The organism is Sphingorhabdus sp. EL138 (genome assembly GCF_945862485.1).
GTDB lineage: Bacteria > Pseudomonadota > Alphaproteobacteria > Sphingomonadales > Sphingomonadaceae > Sphingorhabdus_B.
Window position 1 is genome coordinate 22,700 of sequence record NZ_CAMAYF010000017.1, and the last position, 20,781, is coordinate 43,480.

General features: G+C 57.3%; 17 protein-coding genes and 1 riboswitch. Of the genes, 10 read left to right on the forward strand and 7 right to left on the reverse strand.

From position 1 onward, the window contains the following. Positions 1 to 16: 16 nt before the first annotated feature. Both Q0O33_RS07865 and Q0O33_RS07870 read left to right on the forward strand, forming a co-directional pair. Positions 17 to 1,177: an aromatic ring-hydroxylating dioxygenase subunit alpha gene (locus Q0O33_RS07865; RefSeq protein WP_295497983.1), complete on the forward strand. Its 1,161-nt coding sequence runs from the start codon at positions 17 to 19 to the stop codon at positions 1,175 to 1,177. Next, complete coding sequence (locus Q0O33_RS07870) at positions 1,174 to 2,793, forward strand: NAD(P)/FAD-dependent oxidoreductase (protein ID WP_295497984.1); 1,620 nt, start codon at positions 1,174 to 1,176, stop codon at positions 2,791 to 2,793. The genes Q0O33_RS07865 and Q0O33_RS07870 overlap by 4 nt, the downstream gene beginning before the upstream one ends. Positions 2,794 to 2,947: 154 nt before the next feature. On the opposite strand, the gene Q0O33_RS07875 is transcribed toward Q0O33_RS07870, so the two are convergent. From Q0O33_RS07875 to Q0O33_RS07890, 4 genes are all read right to left on the reverse strand, one after another. Continuing rightward, a complete protein-coding gene (locus Q0O33_RS07875; RefSeq protein ID WP_366048454.1) occupies positions 2,948 to 5,374 on the reverse strand; it encodes a TonB-dependent receptor in 2,427 nt (808 codons plus the stop codon). Between the two features lie 120 nt (positions 5,375 to 5,494). Then, positions 5,495 to 7,114: a tetratricopeptide repeat-containing sulfotransferase family protein gene (locus Q0O33_RS07880; protein ID WP_295497986.1), complete on the reverse strand. Its 1,620-nt coding sequence runs from the start codon at positions 7,112 to 7,114 to the stop codon at positions 5,495 to 5,497. Then, entirely contained in the window at positions 7,111 to 7,704 is a 594-nt protein-coding gene (locus Q0O33_RS07885; protein WP_295497988.1) for a nucleotidyltransferase family protein, read from the reverse strand. Before Q0O33_RS07885 ends, Q0O33_RS07880 begins: the two co-directional genes overlap by 4 nt. Next, positions 7,704 to 8,642 (reverse strand): XdhC family protein, encoded by a 939-nt coding sequence (locus Q0O33_RS07890; RefSeq protein WP_295497990.1) that lies wholly within the window; start codon positions 8,640 to 8,642, stop codon positions 7,704 to 7,706. Before Q0O33_RS07890 ends, Q0O33_RS07885 begins: the two co-directional genes overlap by 1 nt. A gap of 69 nt (positions 8,643 to 8,711) precedes the next feature. Here Q0O33_RS07890 and Q0O33_RS07895 point away from each other — a divergent pair, with 69 nt between their 5' ends. The 8 genes from Q0O33_RS07895 (at position 8,712) to Q0O33_RS07930 (ending at position 17,937) form a co-directional block, all read left to right on the forward strand. Beyond that, on the forward strand, positions 8,712 to 9,194 hold the full coding sequence (locus Q0O33_RS07895) for a (2Fe-2S)-binding protein (RefSeq protein ID WP_295498016.1): 483 nt from the start codon (positions 8,712 to 8,714) through the stop codon (positions 9,192 to 9,194). After that, positions 9,194 to 11,437: a molybdopterin cofactor-binding domain-containing protein gene (locus Q0O33_RS07900; protein WP_295497993.1), complete on the forward strand. Its 2,244-nt coding sequence runs from the start codon at positions 9,194 to 9,196 to the stop codon at positions 11,435 to 11,437. The genes Q0O33_RS07895 and Q0O33_RS07900 overlap by 1 nt, the downstream gene beginning before the upstream one ends. A gap of 2 nt (positions 11,438 to 11,439) precedes the next feature. After that, positions 11,440 to 12,036: a GNAT family N-acetyltransferase gene (locus Q0O33_RS07905; protein WP_295497995.1), complete on the forward strand. Its 597-nt coding sequence runs from the start codon at positions 11,440 to 11,442 to the stop codon at positions 12,034 to 12,036. A gap of 45 nt (positions 12,037 to 12,081) precedes the next feature. Then, positions 12,082 to 12,281: riboswitch (cobalamin riboswitch) on the forward strand. Between the two features lie 83 nt (positions 12,282 to 12,364). Continuing rightward, positions 12,365 to 14,212 (forward strand): TonB-dependent receptor, encoded by a 1,848-nt coding sequence (locus tag Q0O33_RS07910; protein ID WP_295497997.1) that lies wholly within the window; start codon positions 12,365 to 12,367, stop codon positions 14,210 to 14,212. Between the two features lie 80 nt (positions 14,213 to 14,292). Next, positions 14,293 to 15,048 carry an ABC transporter substrate-binding protein gene (locus tag Q0O33_RS07915; RefSeq protein ID WP_295497999.1) on the forward strand — a complete coding sequence of 252 codons (756 nt, stop codon included), beginning with the start codon at positions 14,293 to 14,295 and terminating at the stop codon, positions 15,046 to 15,048. Beyond that, complete coding sequence (locus Q0O33_RS07920) at positions 15,045 to 16,010, forward strand: iron ABC transporter permease (protein ID WP_295498001.1); 966 nt, start codon at positions 15,045 to 15,047, stop codon at positions 16,008 to 16,010. The genes Q0O33_RS07915 and Q0O33_RS07920 overlap by 4 nt, the downstream gene beginning before the upstream one ends. After that, positions 16,007 to 16,783, forward strand: a complete 777-nt coding sequence (locus tag Q0O33_RS07925) for an ABC transporter ATP-binding protein (protein WP_295498003.1) — start codon at positions 16,007 to 16,009, stop codon at positions 16,781 to 16,783. Before Q0O33_RS07920 ends, Q0O33_RS07925 begins: the two co-directional genes overlap by 4 nt. Next, positions 16,780 to 17,937 (forward strand): alkaline phosphatase D family protein, encoded by a 1,158-nt coding sequence (locus Q0O33_RS07930; RefSeq protein ID WP_295498005.1) that lies wholly within the window; start codon positions 16,780 to 16,782, stop codon positions 17,935 to 17,937. The genes Q0O33_RS07925 and Q0O33_RS07930 overlap by 4 nt, the downstream gene beginning before the upstream one ends. Here Q0O33_RS07930 and Q0O33_RS07935 read toward each other — a convergent pair. From Q0O33_RS07935 to Q0O33_RS07945, 3 genes are all read right to left on the reverse strand, one after another. Further along, positions 17,921 to 19,462 carry a PH domain-containing protein gene (locus tag Q0O33_RS07935; protein WP_295498007.1) on the reverse strand — a complete coding sequence of 514 codons (1,542 nt, stop codon included), beginning with the start codon at positions 19,460 to 19,462 and terminating at the stop codon, positions 17,921 to 17,923. The two genes, Q0O33_RS07930 and Q0O33_RS07935, sit on opposite strands and share 17 nt — an antisense overlap. Continuing rightward, positions 19,459 to 19,932 (reverse strand): PH domain-containing protein, encoded by a 474-nt coding sequence (locus Q0O33_RS07940; RefSeq protein ID WP_295498009.1) that lies wholly within the window; start codon positions 19,930 to 19,932, stop codon positions 19,459 to 19,461. Before Q0O33_RS07940 ends, Q0O33_RS07935 begins: the two co-directional genes overlap by 4 nt. 81 nt (positions 19,933 to 20,013) lie before the next feature. After that, positions 20,014 to 20,781, reverse strand: a 768-nt coding sequence (locus Q0O33_RS07945; RefSeq protein ID WP_295498012.1) for a nitronate monooxygenase, incomplete at its 5' end; no start/stop codon positions are given.

The window sequence follows — 20,781 nt, forward strand, 5'->3', positions numbered from 1 at the left end:
TAACAAGGGGAGCAAGATGTCCGAATCAGGCGCACATACACCGCACGATCATTTGGAAGGTTGGAGCCTGCCGGCGTGGACCTATGATGATCCTGAATTTGCCGCGCTTGAGGTGGACCGCATCTTCCGTCCATCATGGCAAGTGGTGTGCCATGTCAGCGACGTTGCGGGTGAAGGTGACTGGCACAGCCTCGATTATATCAATGAAAGCGTCATCGTGGTGCGCGGCAATGACGACATATTGCGCGCATTCACCAATGTCTGCCGCCACCGGGGCAGCCGCTTGGTCGATGGTTCGGGCGGTTGCGCCAAGAAATTGGTCTGCCCCTATCATGCTTGGACTTATGATCTCGATGGCCGCTTGACCGGCGTACCCGACAGCGCCTCTTACCCCACGCTCGACAAGGACAAGGCCGGCCTAGTCCCCGTCGATATGGAAATCTGGCGCGGGTTCATTTTCGTCCGTCTGGAAAGCGGCGGACCTTCGGTGGCCGACATGATGGCCCCTTATGAAGCGCAAGTTGCGCCGTACCGTTTTGAAGAATTGCGGGCACTTGGCCGCGTCACCATGCGGCCGCGCGCGGTGAACTGGAAAAATGTCGGCGACAATTATTCCGATGGCTTGCACATCCCTGTCGCGCATCCTGGCCTCACGCGCTTGTTCGGCAAAAGCTATGGTGTTGAGGCGGAACCGCATGTGGACCGCATGTGGGGCGACCTTGTCGACCGGCCATCGGCCAATTGGTCGGAACGCGGCTATCAAAACCTGCTGCCACCTGTGCCGCATTTGCCCGCCGCCAATCAGAAACGCTGGCTCTATTTCAAGCTATGGCCCTCGGTCGCTTTCGACATTTACCCCGATCAGGTGGATTTCATGCAATGGCTGCCCACCGGCCCCGATAGCTGCGTGATCCGGGAAATCAGTTACGTCCTTAAAGATGACCGCCGCGAAATGCGCGCCGCGCGTTACCTCAATTGGCGGATCAACCGGCAAGTCAATGCCGAGGACACCGTCCTCATCACCCGCGTGCAGCAAGGCATGGCGAGCCGCAGTTTTTCCATGGGGCCGCTGTCCGACAAGGAAGTGTGCTTGAAAAGCTTCTGCCGCCAAATCCGCAACATCATTCCCGAGGCTTGCCTCGAACAACGCCCGGCATCGGGCTGGAGCAAAAAATGACCCAGAAATATGACGCCCTCATCATCGGTGCTGGCCATAATGGCCTTGTCTGCGCCTTTTATCTCGCGCGCGCTGGCCTAAAGGTCCGCATCGTCGAGCGCCGCGATGTCGTCGGCGGCGCGGCGGTTACCGAAGAATTCCACCCCGGCTTCCGCAATTCGGTCGCTAGCTACACCGTCAGCCTGCTTCAACCGAAGGTCATTGCCGATATGAAATTGGTCGATCATGGCTATCGCGTCATTGAACGGCCCATCTCCAATTTCCTGCCGCAAGAAGATGGCGGCTATTTGAAACTCGGTGGCGGGCTGGAACGCACGCAGGCGGAATTTGCGCGCTTTTCAAAGCATGATGCAGCGGTCCTGCCGCAATATTATGACATGTTGGAAGGCGTCGCAGACGTCCTGCGCGACCTTGCATTGCGGTCGCCGCCGAATGTCGGCGATGGCTTAAAGACCCTTATCGATGCCGCCGTACAAGGGCGCGGGCTGATGAAGCTCAACCTGTCGCAACAACGTGATGTGCTGGAACTGTTCACCAAATCGGCGCGCAGTTTCTTGGATAGCTGGTTCGAAAGCGAAGCGGTCAAGGCTGCCTTTGGATTCGACGCCGTCGTCGGCAATTATGCCAGCCCCGATACCCCCGGTAGCGCTTATGTCTTGCTGCACCATGTCTTTGGCGAAGTGAATGGCAATAAGGGCGCGTGGGGCCACAGCATTGGCGGCATGGGTACAATTACGCAGATCATGGCTAAGGTATGCCGCGATCTGGGCGTAGACATCAGCCTAGAAGCACCCGTATCACGCGTGTTGGTGGACGGTGAAAAAGTCGCGGGCGTACGCCTTGAAAGCGGCGAAGAAATCGTCGCAGACCGCGTTATATCCAATGTTGGGCCAAAGCTGCTCTACGAACGCCTATTCGATGATGCCGACCTGAAACCCGAATTCAAACGCCGCGTAAAGGGTTTCAAGGCAGGCAGCGGCACATTCCGCATGAATGTCGCTTTGTCCGAACTGCCCAAATTCACCTGCCTGCCCGAAGCGGGCGAGCATCATCAATCAGGCATCATCATCGCGCCGACATTGGATTATATGGACCGCGCCTTCTTGGATGCGAAGCGCGATGGCTGGTCGCAAAAGCCCATCGTCGAAATCCTTATCCCCTCCACCGTCGACGACAGCCTTGCGCCCGCAGGGCAGCATGTTGCGAGCCTGTTCTGCCAGCAATTTGCGCCAGAACTCCCCGCCAATGCGGATGGCACGCCACGCCATTGGGATGCCGAAGAAGGCCAAGCCGCCGATGATATCATTAACACAGTGGAGGCTTATGCCCCCGGCTTCCGCGCGTCGGTTTTGGGCCGCCAAATCCTTAGCCCCAAAGGACTGGAACGGAAATTCGGACTGGTCAGCGGTGACATCATGCACGGCAATATGAGCCTCGACCAATTATGGTCCGCGCGCCCCATTTTGGGCCATGGCGCCTATCGCGGGCCATTAAAGGGCCTGTATATGTGCGGCGCGGGTAGCCATCCCGGCGGCGGCGTGACGGGCGCTCCAGGGCATAATTGCGCGGCAGAAGTGCTCGCCGACCGCAGCCTGTTCAAACGGATATTTGCCTAGAGAACACAAAAACGGGAAATGAAAAAGCCGGACCTTTTCAGATCCGGCTTCCTCCCCCTGTCGCTTTTGGCGACAAACTTTATGTCATGCGTTTCAGCACGAAGTTACACTTTTCTTACTACAAATTTTCTTTGCGAAGAAAAGTGAACAATCGTTAAAAATCGCGCGAGAATTTCACGCCGATCACGCGTGGCTTGATGAGGACGTCGTAAAACGCGCCGCCTGTTGGCGTTGACGCCGTGACACCCGTTCCGCAGACCGTCTCAAGACACTGGACGCCGGTGTTCACCACGCCGCGTGTATCGAACAGATTTGTGGCAAATGCCTCAATCGCCCATGCGTCATTCTTCACGCCAACGGAGAAGTCAGCGGTGGTATACGCATCCAGATTGCCCTTGATGGCATTTTGCGCGGGCCGCAAATCGCTCCGGCGGCTGCCGGTGTGATTGGCCGCAAACTGCACATGACCATCCCAATCAGCGACGGGGAATTCATAACGTGCAATCGCATTGCCCTTAACCTTGGCAGTCACAGGCAAGCGCGATCCGGAGTCCGCCAGCAAGGAATTGCCAGCGGTCGTGCAATCAAAAGTTGCATTGGCAATAGCGCAGAAGTCGCGGCGGATGGACGCGTCATTGTAGCTAAAGCCAGCGTTCAGGCTGAAGCCGCCAGCACGGTATCCCGCGTCCATTTCGAGACCGCGAATGCGGGCAACGCCGGCATTACGGATTTCGGTCAGGCCGTTCGCACCCAAGAAGGAAAGCTGGATATTATTCCAATCTTCCTGGAACACAGCGCCATTCCAACGGAAAGCACCGAAGGTGGTTTTCCAGCCCAATTCATAATTGTCGAGCTTGTCCGAACCATAAGGCGGCAAGGTACCGCGACGGTTGATCCCGCCGGGACGGAAACCGCGCGACCATGTGGTATAAAGCAAGACATCGTCATTGACTTTGTACGTTGCGTTCATTTTGTGGATGAAGCCCGTGTCCGACGTCGATTTGTCGACATTGGTGCAAGGGCTGCCATCGACAAGAATGGGCACAGGCGTTCCCGCCGGATTGGCGCGCCGCGTTGTGCCATTGGTGTTGAGGCAAGCCGCTTCGCCCGTGCGGCTGGAATAGCCGGAAGAAAATCCGAAGAAGCCCTGCAACGAGTTGTCGAACTTATAATAACGCAAGCCACCGGTCAGCGAGAGCTTCTCAGTCAAATCATAGGTCAATTCACCGAACGCCGCATAATCGCGGTCAACCCGCTCCTGCTTGGTTAACCAGATGTTGCTGTCGGTGCCCTTCACAGTGATGGCATCGGCAATTTTGTCGATGATGTAATTTTGTTCAATATTGTGCGACTGGCGTTGCGCAAACACACCGCCGATGAACCGCAAGGGCGCGTCGGCTGGGCTTGCGACCCGCAATTCACCGAAGCTTTTCTTATAACGGTCAATGCCTTGAATATACTGGTTCGGGTTCACAAGAGCCCCGGCATTGTCGTAAAAATAGTTGCCGTAACCAGACAAAGCGTCATAAAAATACGCATAATCGGAATAATCCGACTGCGTTTCGGTCTTGCGGCGCAAATGGCCGCCCGTGGCGGTCACGTCCCAATTACCGATTTTCCCTTCCACCGTCAGCGCCGCCTGAATCCATTTATCACGGCTGCCTTCTGGGTTATATTGAACGGTCTGCAGCTCCTTCTTGGTCTGTCCCGATCGTTCTTGAGAATAGCTACCTTGCGTATTCTGAACCTGTCCCATCACGGTTGGCTTGATGGTCCAATTGTCGTCAAGGTCAATACCTAGCGCCAAACGCGCGCCGTAGGTTTCGGCGTCATTATAGTTTTTCTCAACCAACGCGGCGTTGCTCTGCCTGATGCCGGACGAGGCATATCTCCGGCTACCCGCAATATTGTCGATATAGCCGGCATCGTCACGATACCAACCAACCAGACGCGCTGCCGCACCTTCTGCGATCGGCACGTTGACAAAGCCTTCGTAAATCGAACCGAAATCGCCATGCGCAACATTGTTGAGCTCAACGCCAGCATTTCCGTAGAGGCCAGAAGGATCGGGCGCGTTTGTGACGAGCTTCAACGTACCGGCCATCGAACTTGCGCCATATAATGTGCCCTGCGGTCCGGCGAGTGCCTCAACACGTGCAAGGTCATAGGCATGCAGATCTAATGCACCTTGAATGGTCGTGATCGGCATTTCGTCGAGATAAGTGCCAACCGTGGGCAGCGAAGCCGAGTGGTTCGCGTTTTCGCCCGAGGCCACGCCACGGAAATATACTTGCGCGAAACCGGGTCCGCCTTGCTGTATGGTCACTGATGGCAAGAATTTCACAACATCTTGCAATTCACTGACCTGCAATTGGTCGAGCTTTTCATTGCCGATGGCGTTGATCGCGATGGGCACGTCCTGCAAATTCTGTTCGCGCTTTTGCGCGGTCACGACGATGACGTTGCTGTCTGTGTCTGCGGCGTCCTGCGCCATTGCAGGAACGGCAACGCCAAAAGCAGTTGATGTCAGCAAAGCGGCCATGGCCGTCCGGACCTTGGTCCGATGATGTAGTTTACGCACAATTACCCCCTTTTGGTTAATCTGATACAAATAGGCTCCTAAATGCGCGGGCCCGCAATATATTTTCGCCTAAACATCTATTTGCACGTCACTTTACCGCATGGTGTTGCAATGCAGCCACTATAATCTGGTCGCGGGATAGATTTCCCAAAGCGGCCCCAGCGCGCGCTTCAGCGGCTCCAAATGCGCCGCATAGGGCTTCCATTGATCGACGCCGTCACGGTTGATGGGGCGGCGAACTTGCTCGCTGGACGCGGTCCGCACGGCGCGTGTGTTTTGATGGAAATTCAAACAATTATCTTCAAATAGAAGATCCAGAAAATCCAAAAGTCCCCGAATTTCGCGTTCCGGATTTTCCAATAATTCTTCATGAATGACGCGGTAGACATATCCCGGTGCAACGGCATCGACATGCGTCATCAACCGCACATAATCGGCATAATATTGCCCCATATGGGCCAGGTCATAGCTGAACGCCTGCCCCTTGGCGAAATGCTGCCGATAATTGGAAAAACAGCAATCGAGCGGATGCCGCCGGGCATCGATGATTTTCGCATGGGGCAAGATGAGGCGGATGAACGCGACATAATTCCAGTTGTTGGGCAGCTTATCAATGAAGAACGGCTTGATGGTTTTACGCTGGATGCGTGTGCGTTCGATAAACTCCGCGCCCAGCCTTTCAGCGTCCTGCGCGCTGAGACCGCAAAGCGCATCAATCCAATCGGTGTCGCGCCCCTCTCGCCCCTCGCGCAGCGCCATTGCCGGAATATCGGGTAATTCCATCGTACCTTCGACCATCGAATGGCTGGCAAGGATTTGCTCAATCAGCGTTGAACCCGCGCGCGGCATGCCAATGATGAAAATCGGGTCGGGCGCATCATGCCCCTGCCCAATGCGGGCATCCCAAAATGCGGCCGTGCATTGCGTAATGATCCTATCGACCTGATTACGCACCGCCTGCGGATCATACTGAAGCTCGGCACTGCGCAACGCATTCGCTTTGGCATAATGCGCGAAGGCCGCGTCATGGTCGGCGCGCTCCTCCATCGCCTTGCCCAATGCAAAATGGAGATGGTAGCTATCCTCCGTACCGAGGCTGTCCGCCGTCAAAGCCGCCTCCATTGCCGCAACGTCATCGTCTGAGAAGCTGACTGTCTTTAAATTGGCGAGGCTCCACCAAACCTCACCCAAGGTCGGTTCCACCGCTAGAGCGCGGCGATAAGCGGCAATGCTTTCCTCCTGATTGCCAACGGTCTTGAGCATATGGCCATAGCTCATCCATAATTTGGCATGGTCGGGGAAACGCGCGGTCAGTTCCTGATACAGCGCAATTGCCTCATCATAGCCGCCAATCCGGCCAAGCGCTGCGGCCTTCAGATTTTGCTGCACTGGGTTGTCGCCCTCTTCCGCCAAAACGGCGTTGAGATGCTCCAGCGCCTCTGGAAAGCGGTTTTGTTTATAGAGCACCGTTGCCAGATTGGCCCGCGCGGCGCCAAAGTCCGGCGTCAGTTCCAAGGCGCGGCGCAACAACGCCTCGCTATCTTTCAACCGGCCAACGCGCGCGGCCAGTTCGGCCATCATGCGGATCGCGGCCACATCCGTTGGTGCATCGCGCAAATGGCTGCGCAATAACGGCTCTGCATCTTCCAACCGGTTTTCCGACAAAGCCACAGCCGCAGCCATGAGGTTGGGGTTGCGCAAGGCGGCTTCAATCGCGGGACGAGCGGACGGCTGGTTCATATGCTGTGGTCTAAGCCAAGCGGCGGCGATTTTGAAGCGGCCAAATCATATGGCGTGTCTATGTCGCGCAAACTGCCGAAGGGCGCGGCCAAACTGCGGGCCTGTGACAAGATGTGCCGTGCCCCCGCATCGCCCTGTGTTGCCAAGAGCAAAGGCCAAGTGGCGCGCGGGAAAATAGCGGGCGGCATGGCTTGGGCGCCATCCGATGACGCGATGATACCGCCATCGCACGCCGCGATCAGCGCGCGGATATGCGCTGCATCAATGAACGGCATATCGGCCAGCGCAATCAGCAATGCTTGCGCCTTGGTCTTGGCCGCCGCCGCAACCGCGAGATGTAACGAAGCGGATAGGCCTAGGTCAGCATTTGAATTTTCAACGAGTGTATAACCCAAGTCCGCATAATGCAGTGCAATGGCGGCTTTGGGCTGACACACCGCGAAATGCGCTGCGGCCGGAATGCCAAGCAAGACCCGCGCGGCTCGCACACCCAGCGGCGCACCTTCCAAATCCGCCATCAACTTATCCGAACCAAAACGCCGCGCATGTCCGGCGGCAAGGATTACAATTGCGACCTGTTCGGCCTCCATTAGCGCAGGCCCAGATTGAACGCGCGGATCATCCCGCCCGCAATCGACAGTGCGATTTCCGGTGCGCTGATCGCATTAATCGCAACGCCCGCTGGCCCCTCTATCCGCGCGCATTGTTCCGCGCTGACCCCCGCCGCAGACAGCCGCGACAGCCGCGCCTGATGTGACCGGACCGAACCCAAGGCCGCCACATAGGCCGCGGGGCTCGCCAATGCGGCAATCAACGCCGGATCATCAATTTTGGGATCATGGCTTAAGGTCACTATGGCGCTGCGACTATCGGGCGCAAAGGCCTGCACCGCATCATCGGGCCAACGATCATCCAAGCGGACATTGGGAAAACGATCCGCTGTCAAAAACCGCCCGCGCGGGTCGCATAAGGTCACATCAATGCCTTGTGACACCGCAATTGCCGATAATGCCGCCGCAATCTCCACTGCGCCAACAATCAACAAGCGGCGGGGCGGGTAATAGACATTTACAAAGCCATCTGCCTGCGCGTCGTCCGATGCTATACTGCGGCCCGTGGCAAGGTCCGTCACGACGGACACTGTGGCCCCATTGCCCCGCGCGTTGACGATGTCGGCAAATAGGCTTTCGGGAAAACCTAGCTCCGACACCGGCTGCAATAGCACGACAATATCGCCGCCACAGGGCAGGCCAACGTCCCATGCGGCATCATCGGCCACGCCGTACCGCCTGAGCACCGCTGGCGCGCCAGCCAGCACCATCTGCGCGCGTTCCAGAACATCGGCCTCGACACAGCCGCCCGACACCGAACCTACAAACCGCCCATCGGCATGAACCAGCATGTGCGTGCCCGTCGGACATGGCGCAGATTTCCAAGTTTCGACCACCGTCGCAATCGCCATCGGCGCGCCCGCCCAATCACGCGCGGCGGCAAGGATACGATCATGATTGGCACTGCCTGTTTTCATGGCTACCCGCTAGCAAAGTGACCGAAGCGTTGCTATATGAAACGCGATATCGGTCGGGAGCTTCATCACATGGCAATAGAAACGTCAATCAACGGCAAAGCAGTGGCTCTGTCCGCTGAGCCGGATACGCCCTTATTATGGGTCATCCGCGAAGAACTTGGCCTGACTGGTACAAAATTTGGTTGCGGCATCGCCGCGTGCGGAGCGTGCACTGTCCATGTGAACGGCGAACCTACCCGTTCGTGCAGCGTGCCGGTTAGCGAAGTAGCTGGCAAATCGATTACCACGATTGAAGGGCTAAAATCCGCCGATGGCACGCTGCATGCGGTGCAAAAGGCTTGGATAGCGGCGCAAGTGCCGCAATGCGGTTATTGCCAGTCCGGACAAATTATGGCCGCCGTGGCGCTCATCGAAAAAACCGGTCGCCCCAGCGATGCCCAAATTGACGCGGCGATGACGAACCTCTGCCGCTGCGGCACCTATCCGCGTATTCGCAAGGCCATTCGCGCCGCCACCGGGCAGGCCGCCCAAGCCGTAGAGGGAGCCGTCTGATGACCGATACCCCCATAGCCGATACTGCAGCCGAAGCCCCCTTGAAGCGCAAAGGCGTCAAACGCCGTTCTTTCCTGATTGGCGGTGTCGCCATCGTCGGCGCTGGCTTGTTCGGCATCTCTATTGCGGACAGCAACGCCGCCAAAGACGCCAAGGCCCGCATAACGGGCGAAGGCGAGCATAGTTTTGCGACTTGGCTGAAAATCAGCGAAGATGACGTCATCACCATTTATTCGCCGCACACCGACATTGGTCAGGGTTCAAATACGGGCCTTGCGCAAATGCTCGCCGAAGAATTGGATGCGGCATGGGAGCAAGTGCGTATCGTCTCTGCGCCTGCCGAACCCTCCTTTGCCAATGTCGGCTTGGGTCGCGGATTTATGGCCGAAATGACGGGTCAGCCAGCGATCATCAACGGTATTCCCCAATCCTTTTTGTCGTTCATCGCGCGGCAAATGAACCTTCAGATTACCGGTGGTTCAACCGCCTTGCGCTTTACGGGCCAAATGACCTTTCAAAAGGTAGGCGCGGCAACGCGGCTGGCCTTGATGGAAACGGCAGCCAAGCGGCTAAATGTTCCCGTCGGCGAACTGACGACGCAGGACAGCCGGGTCATTCATGCAAAATCGAGCCAGTCTTTGCGGTATGGGGAGCTGGCGGCAGAAGCAGCGACCTTGTCGCTCGACAATGAACCCAAATTAAAAGACCCCACACAATATCGCCTGATGCGGCAATCGATGCAGCGTCTCGATATTCCCTTTAAGGTTGATGGCAGCGTGCAATATGGCATGGATTTCGCCATTCCAAACATGCGCGTCGCAACGATTCAAGCCGCACCCGTGCGCGGCGGAAAACTAACATCCGTCGACACCGCACCGGCCTTGGCCATCAAGGGCGTTGAGAAGGTCATCAAACTCGATGACGCTGTTGCCGTTGTGGCCAAGGGCTATTGGCCCGCAATTTCCGGCCTGCGCGCTTTGGCCCCCAGCTTTACCGACGGTGGCCATGCAGGCATTTCCACCGCATCGATATTCGCCGCGCATGACGCGCTGTTTGCCAAAGGTGAGGCCGACGGTGAAGCGGGCGAAGGCGATGTACAAGCCGGCCTTGGCACCAAGCCCATAGAGGCGAAATATCAGGTGCCGTTCTTGCACCATGCGATGATGGAACCCTTTGCCCTCACCGCCCAATATAAGGATGGTAAGCTCGAGATTTGGGGCGGGATGCAGGACCCGTTGGCGACCAAGATGATGGCGGTCGAGGTTTCCGGCCTTGATGCCGATGACGTCACGTTCCACCCCATGATCATCGGCGGCAGCTTTGGCCGCCGCTTGCCCATGTATATGGAAATTGTGGGCCAAGTGACCAAACTGGCCATGCAATTGCCTTATCCCGTCAAGCTGATTTGGAGCCGGGAGGAAGAAGTTGCGCAAGGCGCCTATCGTCCGCAAAGCTCCGCGGTGCTGACCGCATCGCTGACCGACAAGAAGCGCATAACCGCTTTCCGCAATGATTATGCCCAACCCGAAAGCGCGGAGAGCGAGACCGTATTTCCCTATATCTTGCCTGCCGTGTCACGGCGGCATTTTGGACATGTGTCGAACCAGCAAACGGGCGCGTGGCGCTCCGTCAACTCGACGCAGCAAGGCTTTTACAATGAAAGCTTCATGGACGAACTGGCACATGCCGCAGGCGAAGACCCCGTCATTTTCCGCCGCAATCATTTAAAGGCGGATTCACGGCATTTGCGTGTTCTCGACGAAGTCGCGGCGCGCAGCGGATGGAACACCCCACTTCCGGCTGGACGCGGGCGCGGTGTCGCTTTGGTCGAAAGCTTCAAAACCATCGTCGCAATGGTTGTTGAGACCTCGGTTGGCGAAGACGGCATGCCAAAGGTGCACAAGGTCACGACGGTTGTCGACGCAGGCAGCATCGTGAACCCCGACGCCGCCATGGCGCAGATTGAGGGCGGCACGATTATGGGCCTGTCCTCGGCCATTGGCGAAGCGATCACCTTGGAAAAAGGCAAGGTGCAGCAAAGCAACCTCAGCGATTATCCGTTGATGACCATGGCGCAGTCACCATTGGTGCAGGATATCCATTTCCTGAACAGCGGCGCGCCAATGGGCGGCATTGGTGAACCCGGCGTGCCACCTGCGGCTCCTGCCTTGGCCAATGCCTTGTTCGCGGCGACGGGCAAGCGCGTTCGCAATCTACCCATCATGACGCAGGCAAAGGGATAATTTTGCCGGACGCAAAGCTGCTTAAGCCCACAGACAATCTGGAGATTGCCGAGACTTTGGCGCGCGCGTTCCAGAATGAGTCCGGTTGGAGCTATGTCATCCCCGACCCCAAATTGCGCGCACGGCGGCTGACGGGTGCATTCCATTTGTTCCTGCGCGACGAACATCGCAAAGGCGCCGTGTTCGGCACGGACGGCATAGAAGCGGTTACCTTATGGCGCGGCCCCGGCCAAGCGCGCGATACCCTATTCGACACCGCGCGGCTGTTCATTCCCTTTGTGCAGCAATTGCGCTTCTCGATTTTGCGCGGGCTTGAAATATCCAATTTGATCGAAAAGCATTTGCCGCAGGAACCTGTCTGGTATTTGCATTTTGCCGGTTGCGACCCCGATTTTCAGGGCAAGGGATTTGGCGGCGCGGCAATTCGCGCAGGTTTAGACCGCGTCGATCAAGATGGCCTACCCGCCTATCTGGAAACCGCCGACGAACATAATATCCCTTTGTACCAAAGCTTTGGCTTTGCCATCAAACATAGCTGGCAAGTCCCCGAAGGCCCCCAATTTTGGGGCATGCAACGCCCCGGCAAAACACGGCACTAAGCGCATCATCGCGCCGCCCCTTGCTCTCGAACCAAAACCCGCCTAACCCCGCATTACGCACCAGGTCTGCGCGAGAGCGTGGATAATAGGGAAGCCGGCGGAAATCCGGCGCTGTTCCCGCAACTGTAACCGGCGAGCTTTTGCTCCATATGCCACTGGAAAAACGGGTGACCGTGAAACTGGGAAGGCGGAGCAAGCGCATTGACCCGGAAGCCAGGAGACCTGCCTGATTGCGGTTTGTCCTTTGTGCTTGCGGGACACTGGCGCAATCGGGGTTTGCCTCCGCGTGACGACATACTGTTGAACGTCATGCGAAGGAGAATGATCCATGACCCTGTTAAAGACGACGGCAGCCGCGCTTGCGATGCTGCCCTTCACGGCCTTTGCGCAAACGGCAGAGGGTGACATTGTTGTCACCGCCAGCGGCTTTGCCCAGCCGCGATCCGAAACCGGACAAGCCATCGACATTGTTGACCGCGACCGGTTGGAACAATTGCAAAGCCCCACCATTGCCGATGCCCTGCAAACCTTGCCAGGCGTCAGCATCGCCACGCGCGGCGGCCTTGGCGGGCAGAGCAGCGCCTTCATTCGCGGCGGCAGCAGCGCGCAAACCTTAGTGTTGATCGACGGCGTGCGGATCAACGACCTCACCAGCCCCAATGGCGCGTTCGACTTCGGCGCATTGATGACAGGCAATATTGGCCGCGTAGAAATCTTGCGTGGGCCGAACGCGATCATCTGGGGCAGCCAAGCCATTGGCGGCGTCGTAAATGTCCAATCCATCGCGCCCGTGACCGGTTTTGAAGGCCGCATGGGGACGGAATATGGGGCTTATGACACCAAACGACTAAACGCCAATATTGCGGGCAGCAGTGGCGTATTGGAAGGCAGCGTCGGCGGCTCTTTTGTAAACAGCGACGGCATTTCCGCGCTCGCGGGTGGCAGCGAACGCGATGGCTATGACAATCTGACGGGCAATGCGCGGTTAAAGGTCAATCTCAGCGACAGCGTGCGCTTTGATTTTCGTAGCTATTACAACCGCGCTACGGTCGAATATGACTCAGCCTTTGGCGTTGGGGCCAATGGCTTGCCCGTGTCGCGCAACCGCCAGTTCGTTGGCTATGTCGGCGCGCAGTTCGACCTGCTCAATGGCCGCCTGCAAAACCGGATCGCCTACACCCGCACCGACATAAAGCGGGTGGGTACGGATCCAGTTGTGTTTAGCTTCAACAATTTCAACGTGCGCGGCGCAATTGACCGCGCCGAATATCATGCGGCGTTTGACCTGAACGATGCGCTGACTTTCGTCGCTGGCGCAGAATATGAACGCAGCTTCGCCAGCACCTCGTTTGAGGGCGCTGCGCCCGATATCGCCCGCAACACAGTAAGCAGCGGCTTTGGCCAAGTCATCATGCGTCCCGTCCCCGGCCTGACATTAACCGCTGGTATGCGGCATGATGCTTATGATGATTATGGCGGGCAAACAAGCTTTGGCGGTAATGCGGCCTTCACCCCCAATGACGGGCGGACGACGTTCCGCGCAACTTATGGCGAAGGGTTTCGCGCGCCTACCCTCACCGAAGGGCAACCGCCTTATGGCAATCCGGACCTTAAGCCCGAAACCGCGCGCAATTTCGATCTGGGCGTTGAACATCAATTTCTGGGCAACAAGGCGCAAATCTTCGCGACCTATTTCAACCGCCGCAGCAATGACCTGATTGCCTTTTCATCGGTCACGGGCCAATCGGAAAATATCGACAAGGTGACCGCTAAAGGGCTTGAGGCGGGTGTGAGCCTCACCCCCATCGACACTCTGAATATCGAAGCAAGCTACACATTAGTGGACGCTATCAACCGCACGGCGGGCGCCAATTTCGGCAAACGGCAAACATTGCGCCCGCAACATAGTGCCAGCCTGACCGCCGATTGGCAGACGCCGTTCGGCCTGTCCGTCGGCAGCAGCTTGCTGGTAATCGGCGACAGCTTCAACAATGCCGCGAACACTGTGCGTATCAACGGCTATGCGTTGATCGGCCTCCGGCTGTCGATGCCGCTGACCGACATGCTGGAGGTGTATAGCCGCGTCGATAATGTGCTGAAGGCAGATTACACTGTCGTCACCGGATATAACAGCTTTGGCCGCAACGCGACGATCGGCGTGCGGGCCAAATTCTGATGCGCTTTGGCAGGTGCCTCCTTGCGGCTTTTGCCTTGGCGGGATGCGGCAGCCCGCCCGCTATCAGGGCAAATGGCGTCGTGTCCAACAATCCGTGCATTGACTCTGTGCTCGCTGAAATTGCCTTGCCCGGCCAAGTCACGGCGGTCAGCATCTATTCGCATCATCCCAATAGCGCGTCCGCTCCTGTGGCATGGGCGCGGCAATTGCCCGCCATTGGCATCAGCGCAGAGGAATTATTGTTGGCGCGGCCCAAAATCGTACTCACCGGAAATCTGGCCAGCGGGGGCACCAACGCGGTGCTCGCGCGCGCGGGCATAAAAACGGTGGCTTTGGGGGTCGCGCCCACGATTGCGGACGACATGCAACAGATCCGGACGATCGCGGCCGTACTCGACAGGGTAAATGCCGGAGAAGCCCTGATTTCCGACATTCAGGAATCTCTACCCAACACCCCTTTTTCCGGACCATCTGTATCGGCGATTATCTGGCAAAATGGCGGATTTGTCGCGGGTAAAGGCACGTTGCAGGACGAATTACTGGCGCGCCACGGCTTTCGCAACGCCAGCGCACAATATGGCCTATCTTCATGGGGGATATTGCCGTTAGAAACCCTGATGCGTAACCCGCCAGTGGTCATCTTCATGCCCACCCATCCGCACGGTTCCGATGCCCGTGAAATGACCGCACGGCAAAAGCTGCTGGCCCATTTGGGCGACCGCACGCGGATTGTCGATTTCCCCGACAGGCTTTTATTCTGCGGCGGTCAGACGATCATAAAAGTATCGGCGATCTTGTCCAAGACACGCGCTACTTTCCGTCAGGATATGCCATGAATGAGCGCGCCTTAACATCGCTCCTCCTGCTCCTCACGCTCGCTGCGTTCCTGCTGTCGCTGATGGCGGGGAAGGTCTGGATTTGGCCGACCTCTTGGGCGGCGGACACTGCCGATGGCTGGATTTTCCTCGAACTGCGCCTGCCCCGCGCGCTCCTTGGCCTTTGCATTGGCGCGGTGCTCGGGCTTTCGGGCGCGGTCCTACAGGGCTATCTGCGCAACCCGCTGGCCGACCCGACGGTACTGGGCGTGTCAGCCAGCGCGGCATTTGGCGGTGTCGTTGCGATTTACTTCGGGCTCAACCTGCTGCCCTTCGGCTTATTTGCCTGCGCGATGTTAGGTGCAGGTTCTAGCATATTGTTATTGCTGGTAATTTCACGAAATGGCGGTCCAATTGGCTTTATCTTAGGCGGCATGGTGCTGTCGACATTGGCGGGTGCGCTGACCGCCTTTGTCATCAGCATCGCGCCGAACCCCTTCGCCGCGAGCGAGATTATCAACTGGCTGATGGGCGCGCTCACCGATCGGTTGATGGTCGATGTTGCGACAGCTTTGCCCTTCATGGCGCTGGGTGTCGCTTTATTGCTCTCCACCGGCCGCGCGCTGGATGCGCTGACCTTGGGCGAAAATGGCGCAAAAAGCCTTGGTATCAACCTGTTCCGGCTGCAGTGGATTATCGTACTGGGCGTTGGACTTGCCGTCGGCGCCTCGGTCGCGGTGTCGGGTGTGGTTGGCTTTGTTGGTCTGATTGTCCCGCACCTCATCCGCGCCATATATGGGGAGCAGCCATCGCAAATATTGCTGCCCTCGGCCTTGGGCGGCGCGATACTGACGCTGACCGCCGATAGCCTACTCCGGTTGCTCCCCGGCCCCAGCGAAGTGCGGCTGGGCATAGCCATGGCCGTGCTGGGCGCGCCGTTTTTCCTTTTGCTGTTGCTGCGCTATCGAAGGGGTAACGCATGACCCTGACCGTCCGAAATCTTGGTTTTGCTTATGGGCAAAAGCGCATATTGGACGCGATTGACGCGACATTTGAGGCCGGAAAGCTCACCGTCATTCTTGGCCCCAATGGCGCTGGTAAATCCACCTTGCTCGCCTGCCTTGCGGGCCTTTTGAAACCGTGCAGCGGGACCGCCAGCCTTGATGATGCAAACATCACCCGCATGGCCCCAACCACCCGCGCCCGTCACATTGGCCTTTTGCCGCAAGGCGCAGAAACGCATTGGGCGGTCACATCAGAGGCTTTGGTTGCGCTTGGCCGCATTCCCCATATGCGCGGTGCGGGCCTATCGGCAGACGACCGCAGAGCCATAGCCGCAGCAATGTCCGCGACCGCCACCGAAAGCTTCGCAAATCGTCCAGTCACTCAGCTATCCGGCGGCGAACGCGCCCGTGTTCTGCTGGCGCGTGTGCTGGCGGGCGAACCCGATTGGATATTGGCGGACGAACCGCTCGCAAACCTAGATCCGGGCTTTCAGCTCGACATTCTGGCTTTGCTCCGGCGGCAGGCGGCAGCCGGAAAAGGTGTCGTCGCGGTGCTGCATGATTTGCAATATGCGGTGCGCTTTGCCGACCATGTATTGTTGCTGCATGACGGTAAGCTGTTTGCGCAAGGCAGCGTCGAAGACGTCATCACGCCGACCAATCTGGCGCATGTTTACGGGATTGACGCGAATCTCTTCAGGGACGAGGAAGGGACTGTCCAATTATGCATCAAAGGCAAGGTCAGATCATGAAATATGCCCTCCCATTTATCGCGCTCTTGCTCTCCGGTTGCGCGATCAATGTCACGTCGACATCCAATATGACCCCCATTGCCCCACAGAGCGCGCAGGAGGCGCTTCGGCCTTATTACGCGACCCTTGACACCAAATTGCCTAAAGCGGCTCCAAACCCCGCTCTGGCCGAAGATACGGTGATCACGCGCTTTGCCTTTGGTAGTTGCCTGAACGAAAACCGCGACATGAAAATCTGGGATGTCATCGCCGCACAGAATCCGCAGGCTTTCTTATTGATTGGTGACAATGTCTATGGCGACACAAGGCCCACCAATGGCGCCGATATCCCGACGCTGGCGGCAAGCTATAAAAAGCTGAACAGCCGCTTAGAATTTGACCGGTTCCGCCGCAGCGTGCCAATGATGACGGCATGGGATGATCATGATTATGGCGCCAATGACGCCGGCGGCGCTTTTGCCTTTAAGGAATGGGCGGAGAAAGCCTATGAAACCTACTGGGGTTCCTCCGACGAAGTAAAGTCGCGTCCCGGCGTGTATGAAAGCCGCATCGTCGGACCAAAGGGCAAACGCGTGCAATTCATCATGCTCGATGGCCGCTTTTTCCGTTCCGACCTTGCAACCATGCCCTATCGCGACCCCGGCCCAACGCTGGGTTGGTATATTCCCAATATGGACCCCAAAGCGACGATATTGGGCCAATCGCAATGGGATTGGTTGGCACAGGAACTCGAAAAACCAGCCGATGTCCGCTTCATCATTTCATCAACACAAGTCATCACCGATGCGCATAATTTTGAAGGCTGGACCAATTTTCCCAAGGAACGCGAACGGCTTTATGCGTTGCTCGGCCAGAAGGGCGTGAACAACGCCATTTTCCTGACCGGTGACCGGCATAGCGGTGGTTTCTACAAAACCAATGCCCCTGGCCTGTCCAAGCCATTATGGGATTTTACATCCAGCTCGCTCAATTTTGCCTTTGGCAAAGGTGATGGCAGTGAACGTGAACCCGACCCGCGCCGAACAGGCGGGTTCTGGGGCATCCCCAACTTTGGGCAGATCGATATTGATTGGGCGACAAAAAAGGTGACGATGACGCTGCGCAAGGACGATGGCAGCGTGATTGAAACGCAGGTCACTAACGCGGTTGATTGATAGCTGAATAATCGACAGCGGCGACCTTTTCCATAACCGCCGCGCGAATGGCCTGCGCCGTCGACAGCGGCAGGGCCACCATTTCCAGCGTGCCGCCTGCAATCCCGAATTTGAGCGACGCGAGACCATAACGCCGCGCCAACGGCCCTTGCGCAATCTCTATGCTTTGCACCTTCACCTGCGGCGCAAGCGTAAATCGCTCACGCCACCAACCGCGCCGAAGGTATAATTGCTGATCATCCAGCCCGAAACGATATCTGCGCCAGTCACACCAAAACAGAAATGCCGCAATGCCCAACAACAGCAGTAGCAATAATGTCGGCGCAAGGGGCGCATCGGCGAAAATCACCAACGCCCCCACCGCGATCGGTAACGGCGGCACAAGCAGGAACCACTGAACTATCCAGTGCAAGGCAGCGCCTTTACGCAGCCGTTCATCGCCATCGGGGGCGCCGATCCCTGCGGCCTGCGATATGCGCCACAGCTCGTCCAATGTCGCCAATGGCGCGGCGACATAATTGCTTTCGTCCTTGCTATCCTGCGCCAGGCTGACGAATTTCAGGCTATACCAGCCGCGCCGTTTGCGGATGGGCCCCGTCTGCACAACCGCTGCCTGCACGCGATGCGTGGGCATCACGACATCGGTCAAGGTGAACAAACCGCGCCGCCGCCGAAACCCCTTTGCCGTCTTTGTCAGGCGGAACCCATATTCACGCAAATATGTACGGACAACGCCTGTGGCAAAGCCAATGAAAATCAGACTGGTGAAAGCACCAAAGGCCAGAATAAGATGCCCCGTTATGCCGACACCATTGATACTATTGACGCTCACGCCGCTTTCTTTGGCAAAGCCAGCCCATCGTTTCAAATCCCACCAATCGAACGGCAGGAGAAAATCAAACTGCTGGGCAATGGCCCCAAGACCCGCAAAAATTACGAGCGAAAAGGAATAGAGGCCAAGGATGAAAACACGTTTGTCATCCATCGCGAAGATCGTTTCTGTATCTTCGGGTGCGGCCATTTGGGGAACATCTTGCGCTAATACTTCGCCCGCCTTGCGCGCGCGGATTAACGCGCGCAACCGGTTCGCTTCCTCCAAAGTGACGAAGCGTAACGTTGCGTCATCACCGTGGCCACCGCCCGTTTCAAACTTGACCTCGCTCAGCCCCATCATGCGCGACAGCGGCTTTTGCTCAATGCTCACATCCTGAATGCGGTCATAGGGAATGGAACGGGCCGTGCGGTTCAATATGCCTTTTTCAACGCGGATATCGTCCGCGCCGACATGATAGCGAAAACGCCGCCATCCAAGCCAGCGGAAGAATAGACTGAGCGCCAGCACAGCCACGATCATGATCGGGATGAGCGCAGGATTATCTGCTTTGCGCGCGCCAAAAACCGCAGCAAGCAAAGGGAACAGCAATTGCGGCAGGCCCGAAACAAAACCGACAAACAGGCCGCTTATGTGCAACCGTTCGCCGTCCTGCCCTGTCAACTCAGTTGGGGCATCGCTGATTTCGTTCACAGCATATCTTGCCGAATAGCGGCACGAATGGCCTCCCGCATTGCCAGAGCGTCGGCATGTGCCAAGCCCGGCAGCGCCACCGTGCTATTGTGATTACCGGCCGTGTGCACCGTCAGCTTGGCAAGGCCATAGCGCCGATCGATTGGGCCTTGATCGACGTCAATATGCTGGATGCGTCCAAAGGGAACAATCGTATCGCTGTAGAACATATATCCACGCACGATGCGCAACCGGTCGGTTCCCATATCATAGCCCCAATACCGATATTTACGGGCGGGCACAGTAAAGACGACAAACGCATAGGCCAACAACACGGGCACAAGAAAGGTGCCGGGCGGTAGCAATTGTGCAAACTCCAGTACGCCAGCTCCAATAACAAATGGCAGCAAGCCCAGCGCAGAGGTTATCCGGCTTGTCGTTATAAATGCGGGGTCAAGCGGGGTAAGTTCCGGCAGATTTTCATCGGTCATGCCGCTGATATGCGCACACTGTATTGCATTGGCAAGACGGTAATTTTTCTCCATCTTTAGCCGATGGAGAGGAAACATCCATCACCTAGCCAAAGCGGCGTTGGCCTCATTGATTAACTTCGCGATGATATCGATTACAGGCCGCTCGACATGGACCATGCCCACCGACTGCCCGGCCATGACAGAGCCATATTCGACATCGCCATCAATCACCGCGCGGCGCAGCGCCCCTGCCCAATATTTCTCAATCTCAAGCTGCGCGGTTTCCATATCAATTTCACCGCGATCGAGCATCGCCGCAATTTCTACCTGTTTCTTGGTAAACTCTTCGGTACCCTTATTCTTCAACGCGCGGACAGGAATAACTGGTAAACGCGGATCAATTTGCACACTGGCCACTGCATCGCGCGCATTGGCGCGCAGGAATGCGGCCTTGAAATTGGGATGCGCTATGCTTTCATGTGCACAAACAAAGCGCGTGCCCAATTGGACCCCCGCTGCCCCCATTTCCAGATAGCTTGCCACCGCGCCGCCACGGGCAATGCCGCCCGCGACGAAAATCGGCAATTGCTCGCCAAGCTCTGGTAAGATTTCCTGCGCCAATACCGACGTTGCTACTGGCCCAATATGCCCGCCCGCCTCGCTGCCCTCAATAACCAGCGCATCGACGCCCGATCGCGCGAATTTCTTCGCAAGTGTCAGCGCAGGGGCAAAGCAAATTACCTTTGCGCCAAAATCCTTAATGGCCTCAATACTGCCCTTGGGCGGAAGTCCACCGGCCAGCACAACATGGCTCACCTGATGGCGCGCGCATATCGCAATCAGGTCCATGATCTGCGGATGCATGGT

Coding starts and splice junctions, on each gene's coding strand:
- Q0O33_RS07865 (WP_295497983.1), top strand. CDS start 17: ATGTCCGAATCAGGCGCACATACACCGCACGATCATTTGGAAGGTTGG.
- Q0O33_RS07870 (WP_295497984.1), top strand. CDS start 1,174: ATGACCCAGAAATATGACGCCCTCATCATCGGTGCTGGCCATAATGGC.
- Q0O33_RS07880 (WP_295497986.1), bottom strand. CDS start 7,114: ATGAACCAGCCGTCCGCTCGTCCCGCGATTGAAGCCGCCTTGCGCAAC.
- Q0O33_RS07885 (WP_295497988.1), bottom strand. CDS start 7,704: ATGGAGGCCGAACAGGTCGCAATTGTAATCCTTGCCGCCGGACATGCG.
- Q0O33_RS07890 (WP_295497990.1), bottom strand. CDS start 8,642: ATGAAAACAGGCAGTGCCAATCATGATCGTATCCTTGCCGCCGCGCGT.
- Q0O33_RS07895 (WP_295498016.1), top strand. CDS start 8,712: ATGGCAATAGAAACGTCAATCAACGGCAAAGCAGTGGCTCTGTCCGCT.
- Q0O33_RS07900 (WP_295497993.1), top strand. CDS start 9,194: ATGACCGATACCCCCATAGCCGATACTGCAGCCGAAGCCCCCTTGAAG.
- Q0O33_RS07910 (WP_295497997.1), top strand. CDS start 12,365: ATGACCCTGTTAAAGACGACGGCAGCCGCGCTTGCGATGCTGCCCTTC.
- Q0O33_RS07920 (WP_295498001.1), top strand. CDS start 15,045: ATGAATGAGCGCGCCTTAACATCGCTCCTCCTGCTCCTCACGCTCGCT.
- Q0O33_RS07925 (WP_295498003.1), top strand. CDS start 16,007: ATGACCCTGACCGTCCGAAATCTTGGTTTTGCTTATGGGCAAAAGCGC.
- Q0O33_RS07930 (WP_295498005.1), top strand. CDS start 16,780: ATGAAATATGCCCTCCCATTTATCGCGCTCTTGCTCTCCGGTTGCGCG.
- Q0O33_RS07940 (WP_295498009.1), bottom strand. CDS start 19,932: ATGACCGATGAAAATCTGCCGGAACTTACCCCGCTTGACCCCGCATTT.